Source organism: Rothia sp. HMSC069C10 (assembly GCF_001812205.1).
Taxonomy (GTDB): Bacteria; Actinomycetota; Actinomycetes; order Actinomycetales; family Micrococcaceae; genus Rothia; species Rothia mucilaginosa.
Genome location: NZ_KV808303.1, coordinates 119409 through 136232, shown reverse-complemented (window position 1 = coordinate 136232; position 16824 = coordinate 119409). Strand labels below are relative to the sequence as shown.

Genomic DNA, 16824 nt, shown 5'->3' with positions numbered 1-16824 from the left:
TGTATATATAAATAGCAACCCACCTTTAACGGCCACGTTCCGCCCGGCGCGCCCCCAAACCTGGATACAGAAAAGCGGCGGATACAGAAAAGCGGCCGGAGTACCCTCCAACCGCTTTCGCCCCTGCATTTTTTGGAAGCACCAACGCTAGGCGTTAATGCCCCACATATCCCGCGCCAGGCGCGCAATATGAATCGTCAAATACGTCAACTCATCACGAGTCAGGGTCTGCTTCAACTGCATCTGCAGCACCAACAAAACCTTCTGTGCACACGCGTAGGCGCGCGGTGCATCCGCACGAAGAGCAGCCAACAAACTCGGCTGCGACACCTCATCAACATCCTCCGCACGATTTGCGGAGGCGCGGCTCGCCCGCACAAACAGGTACCGCAGGTGCGTCACAAAACGTGCCGCACTCATGGAATCCGGGTCGAGCTTGCGCTCGTAGCTTGCCTCAATAATTTCAAAAACCTGCGCGAAAACCTCAGTCATGCGGAATGCCTGAGACATATCCGCCGTCGCAAATTGCGCGTTGACTAGGTGCAACGCCAAAGGAATAGCCTCATTCGGGTCCAGCTCAACCTGCAGGCGCTCGCGAACCATTTCCAAAACCGTGCGGCCGTACTCCACCTCGCGCGGGTAGAGAACAGTCACCTCCGGGGCGAGCGGATACTGCACCCGCACCCCGTCACGCGCACGAACCACCGCATAGTGCAAGTGATCAGCCAGCGGAAGAATAAACGAGTTCGACAGCTCCAATGCACCCTCGGCGCGCACCTTCGACTCCAAAAGTGTGGCAATCGACAGAATCTCCGCCGGAATCTCAGACAGAGTCATGCTCAAGCGCTCACCCGACATGCCCTGCTCCGGCACAAACGTCTGCTCCACCGCAGACGGGTCAATCAGCTGACCCTTACGCTTACCAAAAGCAATGCCGCGACCAATCATCACGGACTCCTTGCCGTAATGATCCACCGTGAGGACAACATTATTGTTATAAATACGGCTAATGCGCATGCGTCGTCCTCCTTCACGGGTGTTGGTCGCCGGAACAGAAACGGCAAATTCAAAAGATACGCAAAGGTGATTGAGCGTTACCTAAGCTAGTACAAATTCTACCGAAAGTTTGAAGCTGTCATGAAGGGTTGACGCGCAAATGCGGGGTAAAGCTGTGCCCCAGCTGTGACGCGGGCAAGCATTCCATAAGTTTGCGGCTGAAAACCGGCTCCCGCCTCACCGCGAACCCTAAATCGCGATACCCTTAATCACATGAGCAGCAAAGCAACCGAAATCGCAAAGAACCTTCCCACACTAGAGCATCCGGACGGTAGCCCCATCCGCGCCCTCGTTGTTGATGATGAGGAGATGCTCAAAGAACTCGTCAGCATGGGTCTGAAAATGATCGGCTGGGAGGTGCAGTCCGCAGGCGACGGCCCCTCCGCGCTCGCGATTGCGCGCGATTGGCGCCCCGACGTGCTTGTGCTGGATATTATGATGCCCGGCTTCGACGGCCTGGAGTTGCTCTCCCGTATCCGCAAGTTCTACCCCGAGGTTCCCTGCCTCTTTCTGACCGCTAAGGATTCGGTTGATAACCGTATTGAAGGCCTTGCCGCCGGTGCGGACGACTACGTGACTAAGCCCTTCTCCATGGAAGAGGTCATGATCCGTTTGCACCGCCTGGTGCAGCGCTCCGGTGTTGCCTCCATTGATGATGCTGAGCTGGTCGTCGGCGATCTGGTGCTGAACCAGGACACCCGCGAGGTGACCCGCGGTGGCGAGCAGATTAACCTCACTGCAACCCAGTTCGACCTGTTGCGCTACCTCATGGAGAACGCGAAGCGCGTGGTCTCCAAGAGCCAGATTCTTGATAACGTCTGGAACTACGATTTTGGTGGTCAGGCAAATATTGTGGAGCTGTACATCTCGTACCTGCGTAAGAAGATTGATGTGGGTCGCGAACCGATGATTCACACCGTGCGCGGTGCCGGTTACGTGCTGCGTCCCGCCGTCTAAGTTTATTCTCTGCTCTTCATATGGCGCGGTATAACACCCGGTTATACCGCGCCATATCAGTTATATTCTGTATTTCGAATATAGAAAGAAAGGATGTTCGTGGGCTCCTACTCACCCGGTGAAACCGCCTCCCCGGATAACGAAGCAACCCGCCCCCTACGTGCGGGTTCCCCCGCGCAGGATGGTTCCGCACCCTCCCCGGGGAACTTCTTTGTGCGCCTACGCGCAGCCTGGAAGAGCATGAGGAACCCCGAGGCATCCCCCGAAGAGCTCGGGTACGTACCCCACCTGCGTTCGCGCCTTATCGCCATCCTCGTGACAGCCCTCGGCATTGCATGCCTCATCATTGGCCTGTCCACCTACGTGACCCTGCAGAACTCCCTCTACCAGCAGGCACAAAGCGACCTCAAAGAAACCAGCCACCGCGTAGTGCAGCCGACCTCCCGAGACGGCAAGCGAGAAGAAGTGGACTGCAGCGACCTGCAGAAGAGCAGCTCCCTCTTTGCGCCCGGTCAGGCGTCCGGAACTATCATCACCTGCGTGGAATCCGAAGGTGCCGTAGAAATCGCAAGCAAGCTCACCAAGGAGGGCACCGTACAAACCCTCTCCGCCAACGACCAGGTAACCCTCGGAACCATGGCGCTGAACGCCACCAAAGAAGAAGTCCGAGAGGTCAAACTGGAATCCGGCCTGTACCTCATCAAAATCACCCCGAAGGCTAATAGCAGCGCTGACGCCCAGGTGGTTGGTATTCCGCTCGCCAATGTACAGCAGACCCTCACCATCTTCGTGATTGTGGTAGCCCTCGGTTCCATTGCCGTGATGGTCGGCGCCGGCGTGGCGGGCTCCTACATTATTCGTGGCACCATGAAGCCCCTGGAGCGAGTCTCCGCGGTGGCAACCGATGTGGCGCACCTGGATCTGGAAGAACACACCATCTCCTCGGCGGTGCGCGTGGAACCGAGAGACTCCGACCCGCGTACCGAAGTGGGTGCGGTGGGCTACGCCCTCAACCAGCTGCTCGATAACGTAAATTCCGCCCTTGAAGTGCGCGAACGCACCGAGCACCAGATTCGCGCCTTCATTGCGGACGCATCCCACGAGCTGCGCACGCCCCTTGCCGCCATTAAGGGCTACTCCGATATGCTCCGCTGGACCGAACCACTCAGTGAGTCCGGCCAGTCCTCCCTGGCGCGCATCGACTCGCAGACTGAGCGTATGTCCCGCCTCGTGGAAGACCTGCTGACCCTCGCCCGCCTCGATGAAGGCCGCGAACCCAAGCTAGAGCAGGTTGACCTGACCGAGCTGGTACTCGAATGCACCTCGGATATGCAGGCGGCAGCCCGCACCCACGAGTGGCACCTGAACCTGCCCGATGAGCCCGTCGAAGTGGTGGCGGATCGCTCCCAGATTCAGCGCGTGATTCTGAACCTGCTCTCGAACGCCCGCAAGCATACCGATGAGGGTACGCGCGTGACCGCGGGTCTGTCGGTGGATGCGGCACGTCGCGAGACCGTAGTTACCGTGACCGATAACGGTCCGGGTATTGCGCCCGAGTTCCTGCCGAAGATTTTTGACCGCTTCACTCGTGCCGATAAGGCGCGCTCCGGCTCGGATGGAACCACCGGCCTGGGCTTGGCGATTGTGCAGGCAATCGTGCAGGCGCACGGCGGTTCGATTCAGGTGCAGAGCCAGCCGGGCCATACGGTCTTTACAGTGCGTCTGCCGCTGGATGCGCGTCTTCAGTCGGTTGCCTAGTCCGGTGTCTAATTAGCCGTCTGGCCTGCTAGCTGGTCTGTGTGTCCACTCTGTGAATGGCTGCTTGAGGGGGAGCGGGGTGTGTTGTGTGTGCACTCTGCTCCCCTTTTGTTGTGCTTTTGCGGTTTTATATTGGTTTGACATGCCAAAACGCTAAATTGCTTGTTGAGTAAACATTAAATCTGCACTTCAAGTTTATTACCTGGAGTGCAAATATGTGGTCAATCTAACCCCAAAATAGTTACCCTCGGTGAAACAATGCGCGTATTGTAAAAAACATGGCTAATCTTGTTGAATCCCCCGCAAACATCACGGACAAGCGTTCCGCCCGCAAGGCAGAGAACCGCATCGCAATCGTTGAGGCAGCAGAATCCCTCATCCTCGAGGGCGGCTACGGCGCCCTCAACGCAGAAGCACTCGCAGAACGCGCCGGCGTCTCCCGCCGCACCATCTTCAACCACTTCGCCTCCGTAGACGACGTGCTGGTCACCCGCATGAACCAGTACTTCAACCGCATCTTCGAAGAATGCGACTTCAGCATCTCCGGCGAAAACGCAAGCATGGAAGCCGAAATGCTCTCCATCGCCCGCAACGTCTTCATGAGCAACACCCTCGAAGAGTACATCGCACCCTTCGCACACCTGCTCTACGCCCTCGAAATGGACAGCCCCGCAAAGTTCGAGGAATACTCGCATGTCATCCTCGAGCGCACCTACGACATCTTCCTCGAACAGTACCTCGAGGCATACCCCGACCTGCCCTACCTGCGCGTGGCAGTCTTCGCCTCCAACCTCTCCGAAACCATCGGTGAAGGCGTCTACTACTACCTCACCCGCGCCGAAGAAGTAACCGCCAAGGTCGCAGCGGAAGCCCCCGAAGGCACCCACCCCGAAGCACTCGCCATTGAAGCAATGCGCCAGTGCGTACTCGAAGCACTCGACTACCTGGGTCGTCTGGTCCAGGGCGAATTCGCAAGCTAAGCCCCATAGCGTTAACGCTCAAACACTCTCGCTTCGGGCACCTCATCTGCAGGTGCCCGGGGCGGGGTGTTTTTTGCCCAAAAACAGGCAGTAGCGTTCGTAGTGTAGGGCAAAACTATTGGGTAAAACGGCAGGGCAAACACCACGCGCACCCAACACCCAAACTCTTCACTCACTCAACTTCAAAGGACTGAATCATGGCTACATGGCTCTACCGCATCGGTGAAGCCGCCGCCCGTCGTGCATGGGCTGTCATCCTCACCTGGGTACTCATCGTCGCCGGTGTAGCGGGTGCCTACACCGCGTTCCACGGCAAGCTCAGTAACACCTTCACCATGCCCGGAACGCAGACCCAGCAGCTCTCCGACGAGCTCGCACAGCGCTTCCCCAGCGCCAACCGCGGCTCCGGCCAGATCATTCTCACCACCGGTGACGGCACCGCCCTCACCGAAGAGCAGAAGCAAGCATTCTCCGCCGCTCTGAGCGCACTGCCCAGCGAGGTGCCCTCCGTGGATGCGGTCACCGACCCGTTCACCACCACCTCTAAGCTTGCAGAAGCGAAAACCCAGCTTGACGAGGCGCACGCCAAGATTGACGCCGCCCCCTCCCAGATCGAGGACGGCAAAAAGCAGCTGAATGCCGCCGCCTCGCAGCTTGAGGACGGCATGAAGCAGATTGCCGACAACGAGAAGAAGCTCGACGACTCGCAGGAGCAGATTAGTGCAGGTCGAAAGCAGCTCACCTCCGCACAGAAGCAGTTGGACGACGCGCAGGCACAGCTGAAGGACGGCTACGCCCAGGCGGAGGCGGCAGGCTCACCCGCCGCCATGATGGAGCAGCTCAACGCCCAGCAGACGCAGCTGACCGAACAGCAGAACGCGCTCAATCAGCAGCGCGACACTCTCGCCGAGAGTCAGAAGCAGGTTGACGCGGGTCGCGCAGAAATCGCCTCCAAGAAGGACGAGCTGGCTGAGGGCAAGAAGAAGCTGGACGAGCAGCGCAACCAGCTTCAGAAGACCGAGAGTGACCTGCCTGCACAGCGTGAGCAGCTGGAGCGTCAGCAGAAGCTCTACGACTTCACCGCCGGCTACCGTATGGTCTCTGAGGATCAGTCCACGGCGATTGCGACTGTCTCGTTTAAGAAGAAGATTTACGAGGTGCCGTCCGCCGAATTGCAGAAGGTCATGTCCGATCTCGAGTCGGCGAACCTGCACGGGGCGACCGTCCAGTTCGACGCGAACCTGAGTGAATCCGCGCTTGGCGGCGGCTCGCACACCGGTGAGGTTGCGGGTATGGTCATCGCCTTCATCGTGCTCATGGTTATGCTCGGTACTCTCGTTGCTGCCGGCCTGCCGATTCTCATGTCTCTGGTGGGCGTGGTGGTGGGTGTGCTCGGCACGCTTTCGCTTTCCTCCGTCGTGGAGATGAGTTCTACCGCCTACACCCTGGGTCTGATGCTTGGTCTGGCGGTCGGTATCGACTATTCGCTGTTCATTCTGAACCGCTACCGCACGAACCTGCTGGATGGCATGCCGAAGGTCCAGGCGATTGCTCTGGCGAACGGCACGAGCGGTAACGCCGTGATTTTTGCGGCGAGTACCGTGATTATTGCGCTCGTGGCGCTGAACGTGACCGGTATTCCCTTCCTGGGCGTGATGGGTAATGCCGCCGCGTTCTGCGTGGTTGTTGCCGCCCTGATCGCGGTGACGCTCACCCCGGCGGTGCTGTCCCTGGCGGGTACCAAAATCATGTCGAAGAAGCTGTGGGCTTCCATCGATACCCCGCAGAAGATTGCGGAACGCCGCGCGCAGGATGCCGAACGCACCGAGAAACCGAACGGCTGGTTGCGCCTCGTGCTGGCGCGTCCGCTACTGACCCTGGTGGCCGGTACGCTGGCGCTGCTGGCGGTTGCCGCCCCTATGTCTCAGATGCGCCTGGGTCTGCCGGACGCCTCAAACTACCCCTCCGATAGCGCCGCGTACAAGTCGTATGCGCTGGTCAAGGACAAGTTCGGTGAGGGCATGAGCGCCCCGCTGGTTGCGGTCGCGCACACGCCCGCGAACATGAGCGAGGAGCAGGCTCAGCAGGCACAGATTGATATCGTCTCTGCGGTGAAGGAGCGCGGCGGCGCGAACGTGCAGGCTGTGGTTCCCGGCGGTATGACCGATGACCGTACCCTGATGATTTTCCAGGTGATTCCTGCCCACAGTGCAAGTTCTGTGGAGACTGAAGAGCTTGTCCACGAGCTGCGAGCCGTGACCGTTCCGGTTCAGGGCTCTGAGGTGTCTCTCGGCATTGCGGGTCAGACCAGCGGCAATATTGACGTCTCCGAGGTGCTCGCGCAGAAGCTGCCCCTGTACCTGGGCGTGGTGATGGGGCTGTCCTTCCTGGTGCTGATCCTGGTGTTTCGTTCGATTATGGTTCCGCTGGTTGCCTCAGTGGGCTTCCTCTTCTCGGTGCTGGCGAGCTTCGGTGCCGTGGTGTCGATTTACCAGTTGGGCTTCATGAGTTCCCTCTTTGGCGTGGACCATCCGGGTCCGGTGTTGTCCTTCTTGCCGACCCTGCTCATCGGTATTCTTTTCGGTCTTGCGATGGATTACCAGATGTTCTTGGTGACCGGCATGCGTGAAGCGTACGTGCACGGCAAGGATGCGGCGACCGCCATTGTGAGCGGTTACAACCATGCGGTGCGTGTGGTGGTGGCTGCCGCGATCATCATGATTTCGGTGTTTGGCGGCTTCATCTTTGCTGATTCGACGATGATCCGCCCGATGGGCTTTGGTTTGGCGTTCGGTGTGCTTGTGGATGCGTTCATTGTGCGTATGACGCTGACCCCGGCGATTATGGCTCTGCTGGGCGATAAGGCGTGGTGGATGCCGAAGTGGCTGGATCGCCTCACTCCGAATATGGATGTTGAGGGTGCTGCACTGAGTGAGAATATTCAGCACGAGCGTGAGTCTGCTGCTGCCGACTCGGGTAGCAAGCTCGGGTCAGAGTAAAGTATTAGTGTGCGTTTGTGCGCTACGGCGCACTCTGAAGACTAGTACGAGACGAAAGGGCAGGTGTACGGCGATGAGGAACCGCGCGAGTATCCGACAATGGATAGGAGGCGTTCTGAGCCGTGTGCCTGCCCCTTTTCTTGTCTTTTTGGGAGGCGGTACGGGTGCGCTGTGCCGCGTGTACACTCCCGGCGGCGTGCTGGTGGCGAACCTGCTGGGTTCGTTTACGCTGGGCCTGCTGACGATGGTGTGGAACGCCTACGCGCGCCGTGACGGTGAGGAGCGGATTCATTCGTTCCGTCTGCTTTTTGGTGCTGGCATGATGGGCGGCTATACGACGTATTCGTCGATTGCGGCGGTTTTGGCGCAGACGATTTTTCTGCCGTACACGGTGCATGCTCAATATATGATGCTGGCTGTGGCGGTGCTGCTGGTGGGTGGTTTGGTTGCCGCCGCGGCGGGCATGCTGACGGGTCGTTTTGTGGCGTCCCGCTTGGTGCCCGCCCGTGATGTTGAGGAGGGCCGCTAATGTTTTTCGCTCTGATGGTTTTCCTGTGCGGCGGTTTGGGTGCGATGACCCGTTTCTTCTTGGATAAGGCGATGTCGCCTCGCCTGCGTACGGAGTCGTCGATTATTAGCCCGGTGTTCGTGATTAACCTGGTGGGCTCGTTCCTGTACGGCCTGCTGATTATGCCGGTGTCTAATCCTCGCGCGCTGGGGGTGCACTATAACGCCACGGATCAGGTGGCGTTCTGGTGCACGGTGATTACGACCGGTCTGCTGGGTGGGTTTACGACGTTTTCGACCGCCATGGTGGAGGCGCTGACCGCCCGCTCTGAGGGCAAGATGGTGAAGTTCCTGATGCTGTGGCTGGTGCAGGTTGTGGGCGCGATGGTGGCAGCTCTGGCGGGTGCGCTCTTGTTTGTGTTGCTGTTTGGTCGGTATATTGCGCCGGTGTTCCCGCCGGATGTTCTGTACTGACGGCGCCGGCTGTGGTGGTGTGCGGGCGCATGTACAGCTTTTTCACAGTTTCGCCTAGGGTGAGCCATAGAGCGGTCTTTTACACTGGTGGTGAACGATATGCGGCGGGTATGAACGGTAACCCGCTATATACCACCGGGAATATATGTTAGAACAGGCATATATATAGGTGGGGTTCATATAACTCACTCTCACGACCTAAGGAACACGCGGCATGCAGGAACTGCTCAGTAAACACATGATTGGCACCTTCGCCATCGAGATTGCGGCGCTTACTATCGCGCTCTCCATTATCGGATTTATTGGTATGCGCCTGCGTGCCAAGAAGACCGGTCGAGCGCACAGCATCCGCCAGTACTTGTTGACTGCGTCCTTTGCACTGTTCCTTGCTTCTATTCTTTCTCTGACGCTGACCCCGATTGGCTCTTCCAATAGCGTCACGAACCCCGAGCTGTACTACCCGCGTTTCTACGTGGGCTGGAGCTGGCAGCAGGCATGGGATTTGACTGCCGGTATGGGTCTGCGCCGCTTCGCAACGACCGTGTATGCGCAGCTTTTCTTCAATGTCGCCATGTTCATCCCCTTGGGCTTCTTTACTGCGGGCTGCCTGCGCTGGGGTCTGCGCGCCACGGCGCTGAGTGGCTTCGCGCTGTCGAGCTTCATTGAGTTGAGCCAGCTGACCGGCAACTGGGGTCTGGCGGGCTTCACCTACCGCACCTTTGATGTGGATGACATTGTGAATAATACTGCTGGCGCGGTCCTGGGTGCGGTCTGCATCTGGGTGGTGCGCGCGATTCAGAAGCGCCGCGCGGCTAAGCATGACCGGGCGCTGGCAATGGCTACCGCCGCGGCCTAGTACCCCTCCAAATTAGCAGATGTTTTCATAACATGATTGATATAATTCATGTTATGAAAACGTCTGCTCCTAGCCTCCTTCCCATCTTGCGTAGTGACCTGCAGGGTGAAGTGATGGCATTGCTGTTCTCTCACCCTGAGCAGCAATACACGGTGTCACAGATTGCTGATGCGACACGTGCATCGTTGCCGACTGTTTCCCGAGAGGTGAATCGTCTGGAACAGTCCGGTTTGGTGGCTGTCCAGAATGTTGGTAGGACCCGTATGGTGCAAGCCAAGGTTGATAATCCGGTGGGCCAGGCGATGCGTCAGTTGATTCTGGTAACGTATGGCCCCGTTCCGGTGCTCCGGGATACTTTGCAGGGCGTTTCCAATATTGAGGGTGCTGCTATTTATGGTTCGTGGGCTAGCCGTCGTTCTGGGGTGGCGGGGCACGTGCCGAATGATATTGATGTGCTGGTTGTGGGCTCCCCTTCACGGCAGAAGCTGTATGAGGCTATCGATGATGCTGAGCAGAAGCTTGGCTATGAGGTAAACGTGAAGCGGCTATCTCCTGAGGCTTGGAACTCGCAGGACGGCTTCGTGCAGACTGTGCGGTCGCGTCCTATGGAGGTTCTCTTTGGGCAGCTGGAGGTAAACGATGTCCACGCTGAAGCCTAATGCCCCAACCCCGGGTCCCTGGACTGTAGGCCGGGAACGCATTCTTGAGCTGATTGAATCTGGCGAGCTGGAGCGGGTCGTTGTAAATCGTGAGCATGCTCAAGGCCTGTTGTTGCGTGCTCGCCGGCATCTAAAGACGGCGCATCGTCTGGTAGTTGATGATTCGGAAGGTGCCTATACGCTCCTCTATGATGCTTCGAGACTAGCCATGACTGCCGCCTTGGCGGTGCAGGGTCTGCGTCCAACTACTCGGGGAGGTCATATCGTGGTGGGTGATGCCTTGCGTGCTCAGCGAGGCCCTCATGATGCGGTGGGTAAGCTGTATTCTCGCTTGCGTCGAACTCGCCACGAGGTTGAGTATCCTGGTCTGGATTATGAGCCTATAGCTGTGGAGGAAGCTGAAGAGGCTTTGGAAGATGCAGAGTATATCGTTCAGGAGATGACTCTTTTTATTCCTAAGCTAGGACCTTTCTAGACTGTATTTCTTTTCGGCACCCCTGAATGAACCTCCTTCCGTGAGGTAGACGCAACGAACCCCTCATTTTCATAACCTGACCGATATTGTGCAGGTTATGAAAATGAGGGGTTCGCCGTTTTTAGATGAAACCCTAGACAGGGAAGTTCTCGGGCGGGAAGACTAGTCGTCCTCAATCACCTGGTTGACGACGCGGGTGCTACGGTTGCCCTTCACCTCTTCGGGGAGCAGAATCGGCATGGAGCCGGTCGGCGTGTAGGTTGCCGCGCGTGCCGCCGCGGTAGCGTGGGTATCCTCAAACTCGGGGATAACCTCGGAGCTGGGTGCACGGTACAGGTGGCTATTAGCCCACCACGCGAAGAGCAGAACCGCAATCGCCAGGGCGCTGGAGACGAACAGCCACGGGCTGACCTGACCCTCGTAGTAGAGCTTGAAGAATGCGCCACCCATGAAACCGCCGGCAATCGGGCCGCAGATCGGAACCCACGCGTAGAACCAGCGCGAGGAGCCCTTATCGTGGATGGGCAGCAGGGCGTGCATGAGGCGCGGACCGAAGTCACGGGCGGGGTTCAGAGCGTAGCCGGTCTGACCGCCCAGACCGATCACGAGTACGGTGACCATGAAGCCGAAGGCGAGGGGCTTGAGCACGTCGTTGAGGTTGAGAGAGAGTTCCACACCGCCGCTGATGGACGGCTTGAAGTTCACACCGGTGTACAGTGCCGAGAAGACCAGCATGAACGTGCCGATCATTTCGGAGAGGGCGTTGGTGAAGTAGTTGTGAATAGCGGGGACGGTGCCGAAAACGCCGAGCTTAATCTTCTTGTCGGCGGTTGCCTTCCAGTGGGGCAGGTAGTTGAGGTAGACCAGTCCGGCACCGACCATTGCGCCGAGGACCTGGGCGATGATGTAGCCGGGGACCTTCTCCCAGGGGAATTCGCCGTAGGCTGCCAGTCCGATGGATACGGCGGGGTTTAGGTGGCCGCCGGAGTAGGCGTGGGAGGCGTAGACGCCGAAGGTGACGGCGAAGCCCCAGCCGAAGGCGATGGTGAAGAAGTTGTCGCCGTGGCCTTTGGAGCGGCGGAGTTCGACGTTGGCGATGACGCCGCAGCCGATGGTGCACATGATGAGCGTGCCGAGGAATTCGGCGAGGTAGGGGCTGATGGTGTACACGGGGTGTCCTTCAGGTAGTGAACTGCGGGTGGTGAACCGGGGTTCGACCGGGTGTGCAGTGCCGAGCGTGAGGGAGGTGTGGTTTTGTGTGGGGTTATGCCGCCCGAGTGGCGTGTTTACCCTTTGGCATCTATGGAACCTTGAATACCCCTGGAAGACAATACTTTTGTGTTATTTCACCCTTAGACATAAGCGGTTTTTCGGGTTTTTCGTTTAAAAATAAATGTGGTGGATGAGGGGAAAAACAGGCATAGTCCACACCTTGGACTCATTCCATAAACCCATACTTAAACCCACAGTTCAACCGATCGTTAAATCCATGGCTCAACCAACACTTGAACCCCGCCAACACCACCCGCCATCAGCGCAAAAATGCCCGGGCACCTTCTTGAGGTACCCGGGCATTTTCTGTAATTTTCGTGCGGCTCTTATGAACCGCCGTGGTCTGGGTTCTACGCCGCTACACGGCTGCTATGTGGCTGCTACTTGGCGCTCGCCCAGCCGAGAATCGCCTCGAAGAAGCGCTCGCATTCGCTCAGCTGTTCCAGCTCAATCCACTCGTTCGGCGTGTGCGCCTGCGCGATGTCGCCGGGGCCGCAGATGATGCTCTGCACGCCGGCGCGCTGGAACTGGCCCGCTTCGGTGCCGTAGGTGACCTTCTGCGGTGCGTCGTTGGTGCCGAGCCACTCGTGGGCGAGGCGCACGATGGGTGCGTCGTCTTCGGTACCCAAACCCGGCACGGCGGCGAGCAGTTCATGCTTCACACCCACGCGGGAGGTGAGGCTACCGGGCTCCGCGCCGGTCAGCTTCTCCGCGCGTGCGGCGCGTGCCTGCAGATCGGGCAGAATCACCTCGGAAATCTCGCGGTCAATGCGCTCCACGAAGGACTCGGTAGTCACCTGCGGCAGGGTGCGCACATCGTACTCCACGACCGCCTGCTCGGCGACGATGTTGTACTGCAGGCCGCCGTTTGCCAGGTTCACGCTACCGGTGGAGTGGGGGATGATGAACGACTCGTCGTAGGGACCTTCTTCTTCCCACTGGTCCGCCATATCGGTGAAGAAGGTGATGAACTCGCCAGCGGCAGCAACCGCGTTCACGCCGTGGGTGGCGAGGGAACCGTGCTTGGGCACGCCGGTGAAGGTGACGCGGCCGCGGTGCGCGCCCTTGTGCGCGTCGATGATGCGCATGCTGGAGGGCTCACCCACAATCGCGTAGTCGGGGGCGAGGTCGCGCGCCACGAACTCCTCGATGAGGGAGGGTGCACCGACGCAGCCGATTTCCTCGTCGTAGGAGAACGCGAAGTGCAGGGGAGTGCGCAGCTTCGCCTCGGCAACGCGCGGCAGCAGCCAGAGGGCGACTGCGAGGAAGCCCTTCATATCGCAGACACCGCGGCCGTAGGCGCGGGTACCCTCCACGCGCAGGGTGAACGGGTCGGCGTCCCAGTCCTGACCGGCGACGGGCACGACGTCCGTGTGGCCGGAGAGAATAACACCGCCGCGGGTGGTGCCGTCCGCTGCGGGGACGGTGACCAGCAGGTTGGCGCGGGTGCCGTCCTCGTTGTAGGTGCGCACGCCGCTGTAACCGTAGCGGGCGAACTCGGCTTCGATGAGCTCAATGAGTTCCAGGTTGGAGCTGCCGGAGATGGTGGGAATCGCGATGAGCTTTTCGAGCCAGGGGAGGGAAGCGGGCTGGGTGGTCTGAGCCGTCATAACTATTCCTTCTGCAATGTAATGCTGTGCGCTGTCATGTGCCGCGTGCGCTGTTATGTTCAGGGTACGCCGCGGGGCGGCATTCGTCGCCTCATGGTCGTCGAATACCGCCCCGTGACCCCTGCGCGGGGTTAGATGCTGTAGTTGTTCACGTTGGAGTGGTCGCCCAGCGCGTGGAAGTTGCGCGAGTGGTAGACCAGCGGGGTGCCTTCGCAGTCGTTGCGGATGAACTCTTCAACCTGCGCGGTGAAGACGAGTGCGGGGCCTGCCTCAACGCGGCTGAGCGGGGTTGCGCGCAGTACGCGGCGCACGCCGTGGACGAGGGGCTCACCGGTGTGGACGAATTCCCAGGTGCTGGGGTCCTCAAAGCGGGGGTAGTCGTGGGTTGCGAAGTTCTTCGCGAGGGTGACATTCTCAGCGTCGAGCATGTGCACGAGGAAGGAGGAAGCAGCCGCGATCTTTGCTGCGGAGCCGCTGTTTGCCTTGAGGGAGAAGGCGATGATGGGCGGTTCTGCGGCGACGGAGGTCAGCGAGGAGGCGGTGAAGCCTGCGGGTTCGCCGTTTTCGTCGGTGGCGGTGATGATGGCAACGCCGGCGGGCTGGTGGCCGAAGGCGAGCTTGAACTGCTCGGAGGTGTCGGCGATGGGTGCCTGTGCTGCAATGGTTTCGGTCATGATCGACCCTTTCTTCTGCGGCTGCGTTTGAGGGGTCGTCCAGATGTGTATGCGTTGGGCGACCCTTTGTTAAGGGGAGATATGTTTCAGAGTAAAGCTAATGGGTGCTGAACACCTTATTTATTGCCCTATGTTTCTTAGGTGCACCTTTCATGACGTAGGGCGTGAAATATTACGTCATATTCTTCGTCATATGGGAGCTTCACACAGACAGCCCAACCAGCGCCCTGCAACACATGATTGAGGTGCTATCCCTCTCTCTTCTGGGGGTTTTGCGGGGGTGAAGAGGGCTCTAGGGTATCCTTGCTTGGTACGCGAAAGCGCACCGCGCCCCGTATTTGAGGGGTTTTTCGGTGCGTGAACTGTGGGGAGAAGAGGGTTAATGAGCTGGTTGGCAACTATTCCGCTGCTACTTTTTGCGGTCGTGTTGGCTTTTGGTCCCGGCTATGCGATGGGCTGGGCGTTGCGTGTTCCTGTGCGTCTGCGTGTTTTTTATGCGCCGCTGCTGACTTTTGCCCTGGTGGCTGTCTCTGCGATTGTGCTGGGTAAGACCGGCATTCCGTGGAGCCTGATTTCTTTTGTGCCGGTCGCTGCCGTGATGGTGGCTGTGGCTGCTGGTCTCATGTGGCTGGTGGGCCGCCGCTGGCCTGCCCTGACCTCTGCGGCTTGGCCGGGTAACGATGTTCCGGTGACCTGGCCCGTGATGGGTGCGGTGCTGGGCGGGTTCCTGGTGACGCATATGACCGAGGACATGGTGTATGGTCCGGAGGCGTTCTCGCAGAGCCTGGATAATTCCTTCCATATGAATGCGATTCGCTGGATTCAGGAGCACGGCGATGCCTCCAGCCTGACCCTTGGAGCAGTCGCTGCTGCGAACCAGGAGCCGACGTTTTACCCGGCGGGTTGGCACGATTTTGTGTCCCTGATTTATAGCACCACGGGTACGAGTATTGCGACCGCCACCATTGTGACCGTGCTACTGGCTTCCGGCATTTTGTGGCCCTGCTCGCTGGTGGCGCTGAGCCTGAGCATCCCGAAGCTGCGCCGCCTGCAGGCCCTAGCTATTCCGGCGATGATTTGCGGTTTTGCGGCTTTCCCGGGCCTGCTACTGCGCTGGGGTGTGCTTTTCCCGAACCTGCTGGGCTATGCCCTGCTACCTTCATTTGTGGCACTCATGGTGTACCTGGTACAGGTGATGGTACGCCGCGAGTATTCGGCATCCCTATCGCTGGGTTTAGCCTCCCTGGTGGGTCTTGCGGGTCTGGCGCTGGTGCATCCGAATGCGGTGGTTTCTGCCGCAGCCTTTGCTGTACCCCTGCTACTGGCTGGTGTGGCGCAGGTCCTGCGTTCGCATGAGTTGATTGCTCGACAGAAATGGGTGGGTTCCATCCTGCTACTGGCTTTCCTGGCTGGTTGTGTAGGGGCCTGGCGTGTATTACGTCCCGCTGAGTTTGCAAGTAATACTTGGTCGCCGATTCTGACCGAGGGTGAGGCCCTCTATCAGTTCCTCTTCCTGGGCCTGGAGAATGGTAATCAGCTGGGTGATAAGTTTAATCCCTCCTACTTGGCGGGTTTCCTGGTTCTGTGGGGTGTGGGGTACCTGCTGTACAAGCGCCGTAACCTGTGGCTGATTGCCAGCTGGGGGCTGATTGGTTACCTGTGGATTGTATCCGCCTCGGTGCCGCGCGGTGAGTTCCGCCTGCTGATGGTGGGCCCCTGGTACACCGACCACTTCCGCCTGGCGGCTCTGGTGGTATTCCCCTCAGTGATCCTAGCTGGTATCGGCTTGGGTGGCTTCGTAGAAGGTCTGCTTACCTGGGTTGCGCGCCGAGCACCACGCCCGGCACGCTTGAAGGTTGCGACCATCGGCATGGGTGTCGCGATGATCCTGGTACTGGTAGTTGCTGGTCTTTCTTCGCGTGTTCCTTCGGTGCAGGAGACGACCCAGGCGGTCTCTCGTGAATACCGCCTGACCCCGACCTCGGTGGTGTTGAATCAGGACGAGATGAACGTCATTAATGAAATCCCGAAGATCGTACCGAAGGACGATGTGATCGTGAATAACCCCTGGGACGGTAGCGCCTATATTTACGCGCTGGCGGATCGTCACCTGACGGGATACCACTTCGAGTTTGAGACCTCACCCAAGTACTCGGCGATTATGCACAACCTCAAGGACGCTCGTACAAACCCGGAGGTGTGCCGCGAAGTGAACGAGTACAAGGCCCACTGGTACGTTCACCTGGAGAACCAGCTGAACTTCGGCCCGGACGCCCAGAAAAACTACGACGGCCTCGTGGCTGCTATCGATACGGATGTTCTGACTCCGGTGTACTCCTCGGGTCCGATGACTCTGTACCGTATTAGCGCGTGCGATAACTAATGCGATAACTAAACGGTGCCTCAGCGCTCCTACGGGGGTGCACGCATCTGCAGAAATTCGTGCAGTGGTCTGCATTCTGGCGCTAAATCTGAGATACTGCGGAACCACTGATATGATGAAAGTCGGTATGTCTACTAGGGCATGCCGGCTTTCACACGCACGGT

At 58.9% G+C, this 16824-nt stretch carries 14 protein-coding genes; 10 read left to right on the top strand and 4 right to left on the bottom strand.

The window, feature by feature from the left end; translation table 11 throughout:
• Nucleotides 1-147 precede the first annotated feature (147 nt).
• A complete protein-coding gene (locus HMPREF2842_RS06975; protein WP_070643762.1) occupies nucleotides 148-1017 on the bottom strand; it encodes a PRD domain-containing protein in 870 nt (289 codons plus the stop codon).
• Between the two features lie 252 nt (nucleotides 1018-1269).
• On the opposite strand from HMPREF2842_RS06975, the gene HMPREF2842_RS06970 reads away from it, so the two are divergent.
• The 9 genes from HMPREF2842_RS06970 (at nucleotide 1270) to HMPREF2842_RS06930 (ending at nucleotide 10721) form a co-directional block, all read left to right on the top strand.
• Nucleotides 1270-2013 carry a response regulator transcription factor gene (locus tag HMPREF2842_RS06970; RefSeq protein WP_012902660.1) on the top strand — a complete coding sequence of 248 codons (744 nt, stop codon included), beginning with the start codon at nucleotides 1270-1272 and terminating at the stop codon, nucleotides 2011-2013.
• Nucleotides 2014-2106: 93 nt separating this feature from the next.
• Nucleotides 2107-3771, top strand: coding sequence for a sensor histidine kinase (locus HMPREF2842_RS06965; protein WP_246823229.1), 1665 nt, complete (start codon nucleotides 2107-2109; stop codon nucleotides 3769-3771).
• Between the two features lie 278 nt (nucleotides 3772-4049).
• On the top strand, nucleotides 4050-4751 hold the full coding sequence (locus HMPREF2842_RS06960; RefSeq protein WP_049357527.1) for a TetR/AcrR family transcriptional regulator: 702 nt from the start codon (nucleotides 4050-4052) through the stop codon (nucleotides 4749-4751).
• 197 nt (nucleotides 4752-4948) lie between these two features.
• Nucleotides 4949-7750, top strand: a complete 2802-nt coding sequence (locus HMPREF2842_RS06955) for an MMPL family transporter (RefSeq protein ID WP_070643758.1) — start codon at nucleotides 4949-4951, stop codon at nucleotides 7748-7750.
• Nucleotides 7751-7874: 124 nt separating this feature from the next.
• Nucleotides 7875-8279, top strand: coding sequence for a fluoride efflux transporter FluC (locus HMPREF2842_RS06950; protein ID WP_239662311.1), 405 nt, complete (start codon nucleotides 7875-7877; stop codon nucleotides 8277-8279).
• Complete coding sequence (locus HMPREF2842_RS06945) at nucleotides 8279-8731, top strand: fluoride efflux transporter FluC (RefSeq protein ID WP_005504159.1); 453 nt, start codon at nucleotides 8279-8281, stop codon at nucleotides 8729-8731. The genes HMPREF2842_RS06950 and HMPREF2842_RS06945 overlap by 1 nt, the downstream gene beginning before the upstream one ends.
• 214 nt (nucleotides 8732-8945) lie before the next feature.
• Nucleotides 8946-9587, top strand: coding sequence for a VanZ family protein (locus tag HMPREF2842_RS06940; RefSeq protein ID WP_070643755.1), 642 nt, complete (start codon nucleotides 8946-8948; stop codon nucleotides 9585-9587).
• A gap of 32 nt (nucleotides 9588-9619) precedes the next feature.
• The gene (locus HMPREF2842_RS06935; protein WP_005504163.1) at nucleotides 9620-10246 is read left to right on the top strand and encodes an ArsR family transcriptional regulator; all 627 of its coding nucleotides are present in this window, start codon (nucleotides 9620-9622) and stop codon (nucleotides 10244-10246) included.
• Nucleotides 10227-10721, top strand: a complete 495-nt coding sequence (locus HMPREF2842_RS06930; RefSeq protein WP_005504176.1) for a HEPN domain-containing protein — start codon at nucleotides 10227-10229, stop codon at nucleotides 10719-10721. Before HMPREF2842_RS06935 ends, HMPREF2842_RS06930 begins: the two co-directional genes overlap by 20 nt.
• 162 nt (nucleotides 10722-10883) lie before the next feature.
• Here HMPREF2842_RS06930 and HMPREF2842_RS06925 read toward each other — a convergent pair whose 3' ends face one another.
• From HMPREF2842_RS06925 to HMPREF2842_RS06915, 3 genes are all read right to left on the bottom strand, one after another.
• A complete protein-coding gene (locus tag HMPREF2842_RS06925; RefSeq protein WP_070643752.1) occupies nucleotides 10884-11891 on the bottom strand; it encodes an MIP/aquaporin family protein in 1008 nt (335 codons plus the stop codon).
• 482 nt (nucleotides 11892-12373) lie between these two features.
• On the bottom strand, nucleotides 12374-13603 hold the full coding sequence (gene argE, locus HMPREF2842_RS06920; RefSeq protein WP_070643748.1) for an acetylornithine deacetylase: 1230 nt from the start codon (nucleotides 13601-13603) through the stop codon (nucleotides 12374-12376).
• A 131-nt stretch (nucleotides 13604-13734) separates the two neighbouring features.
• A complete protein-coding gene (locus HMPREF2842_RS06915; protein ID WP_049340082.1) occupies nucleotides 13735-14277 on the bottom strand; it encodes a flavin reductase family protein in 543 nt (180 codons plus the stop codon).
• Nucleotides 14278-14659: 382 nt separating this feature from the next.
• Here HMPREF2842_RS06915 and HMPREF2842_RS06910 point away from each other — a divergent pair, with 382 nt between their 5' ends.
• The gene (locus HMPREF2842_RS06910) at nucleotides 14660-16660 is read left to right on the top strand and encodes a DUF6541 family protein (RefSeq protein ID WP_049345958.1); all 2001 of its coding nucleotides are present in this window, start codon (nucleotides 14660-14662) and stop codon (nucleotides 16658-16660) included.
• Nucleotides 16661-16824 lie beyond the last annotated feature (164 nt).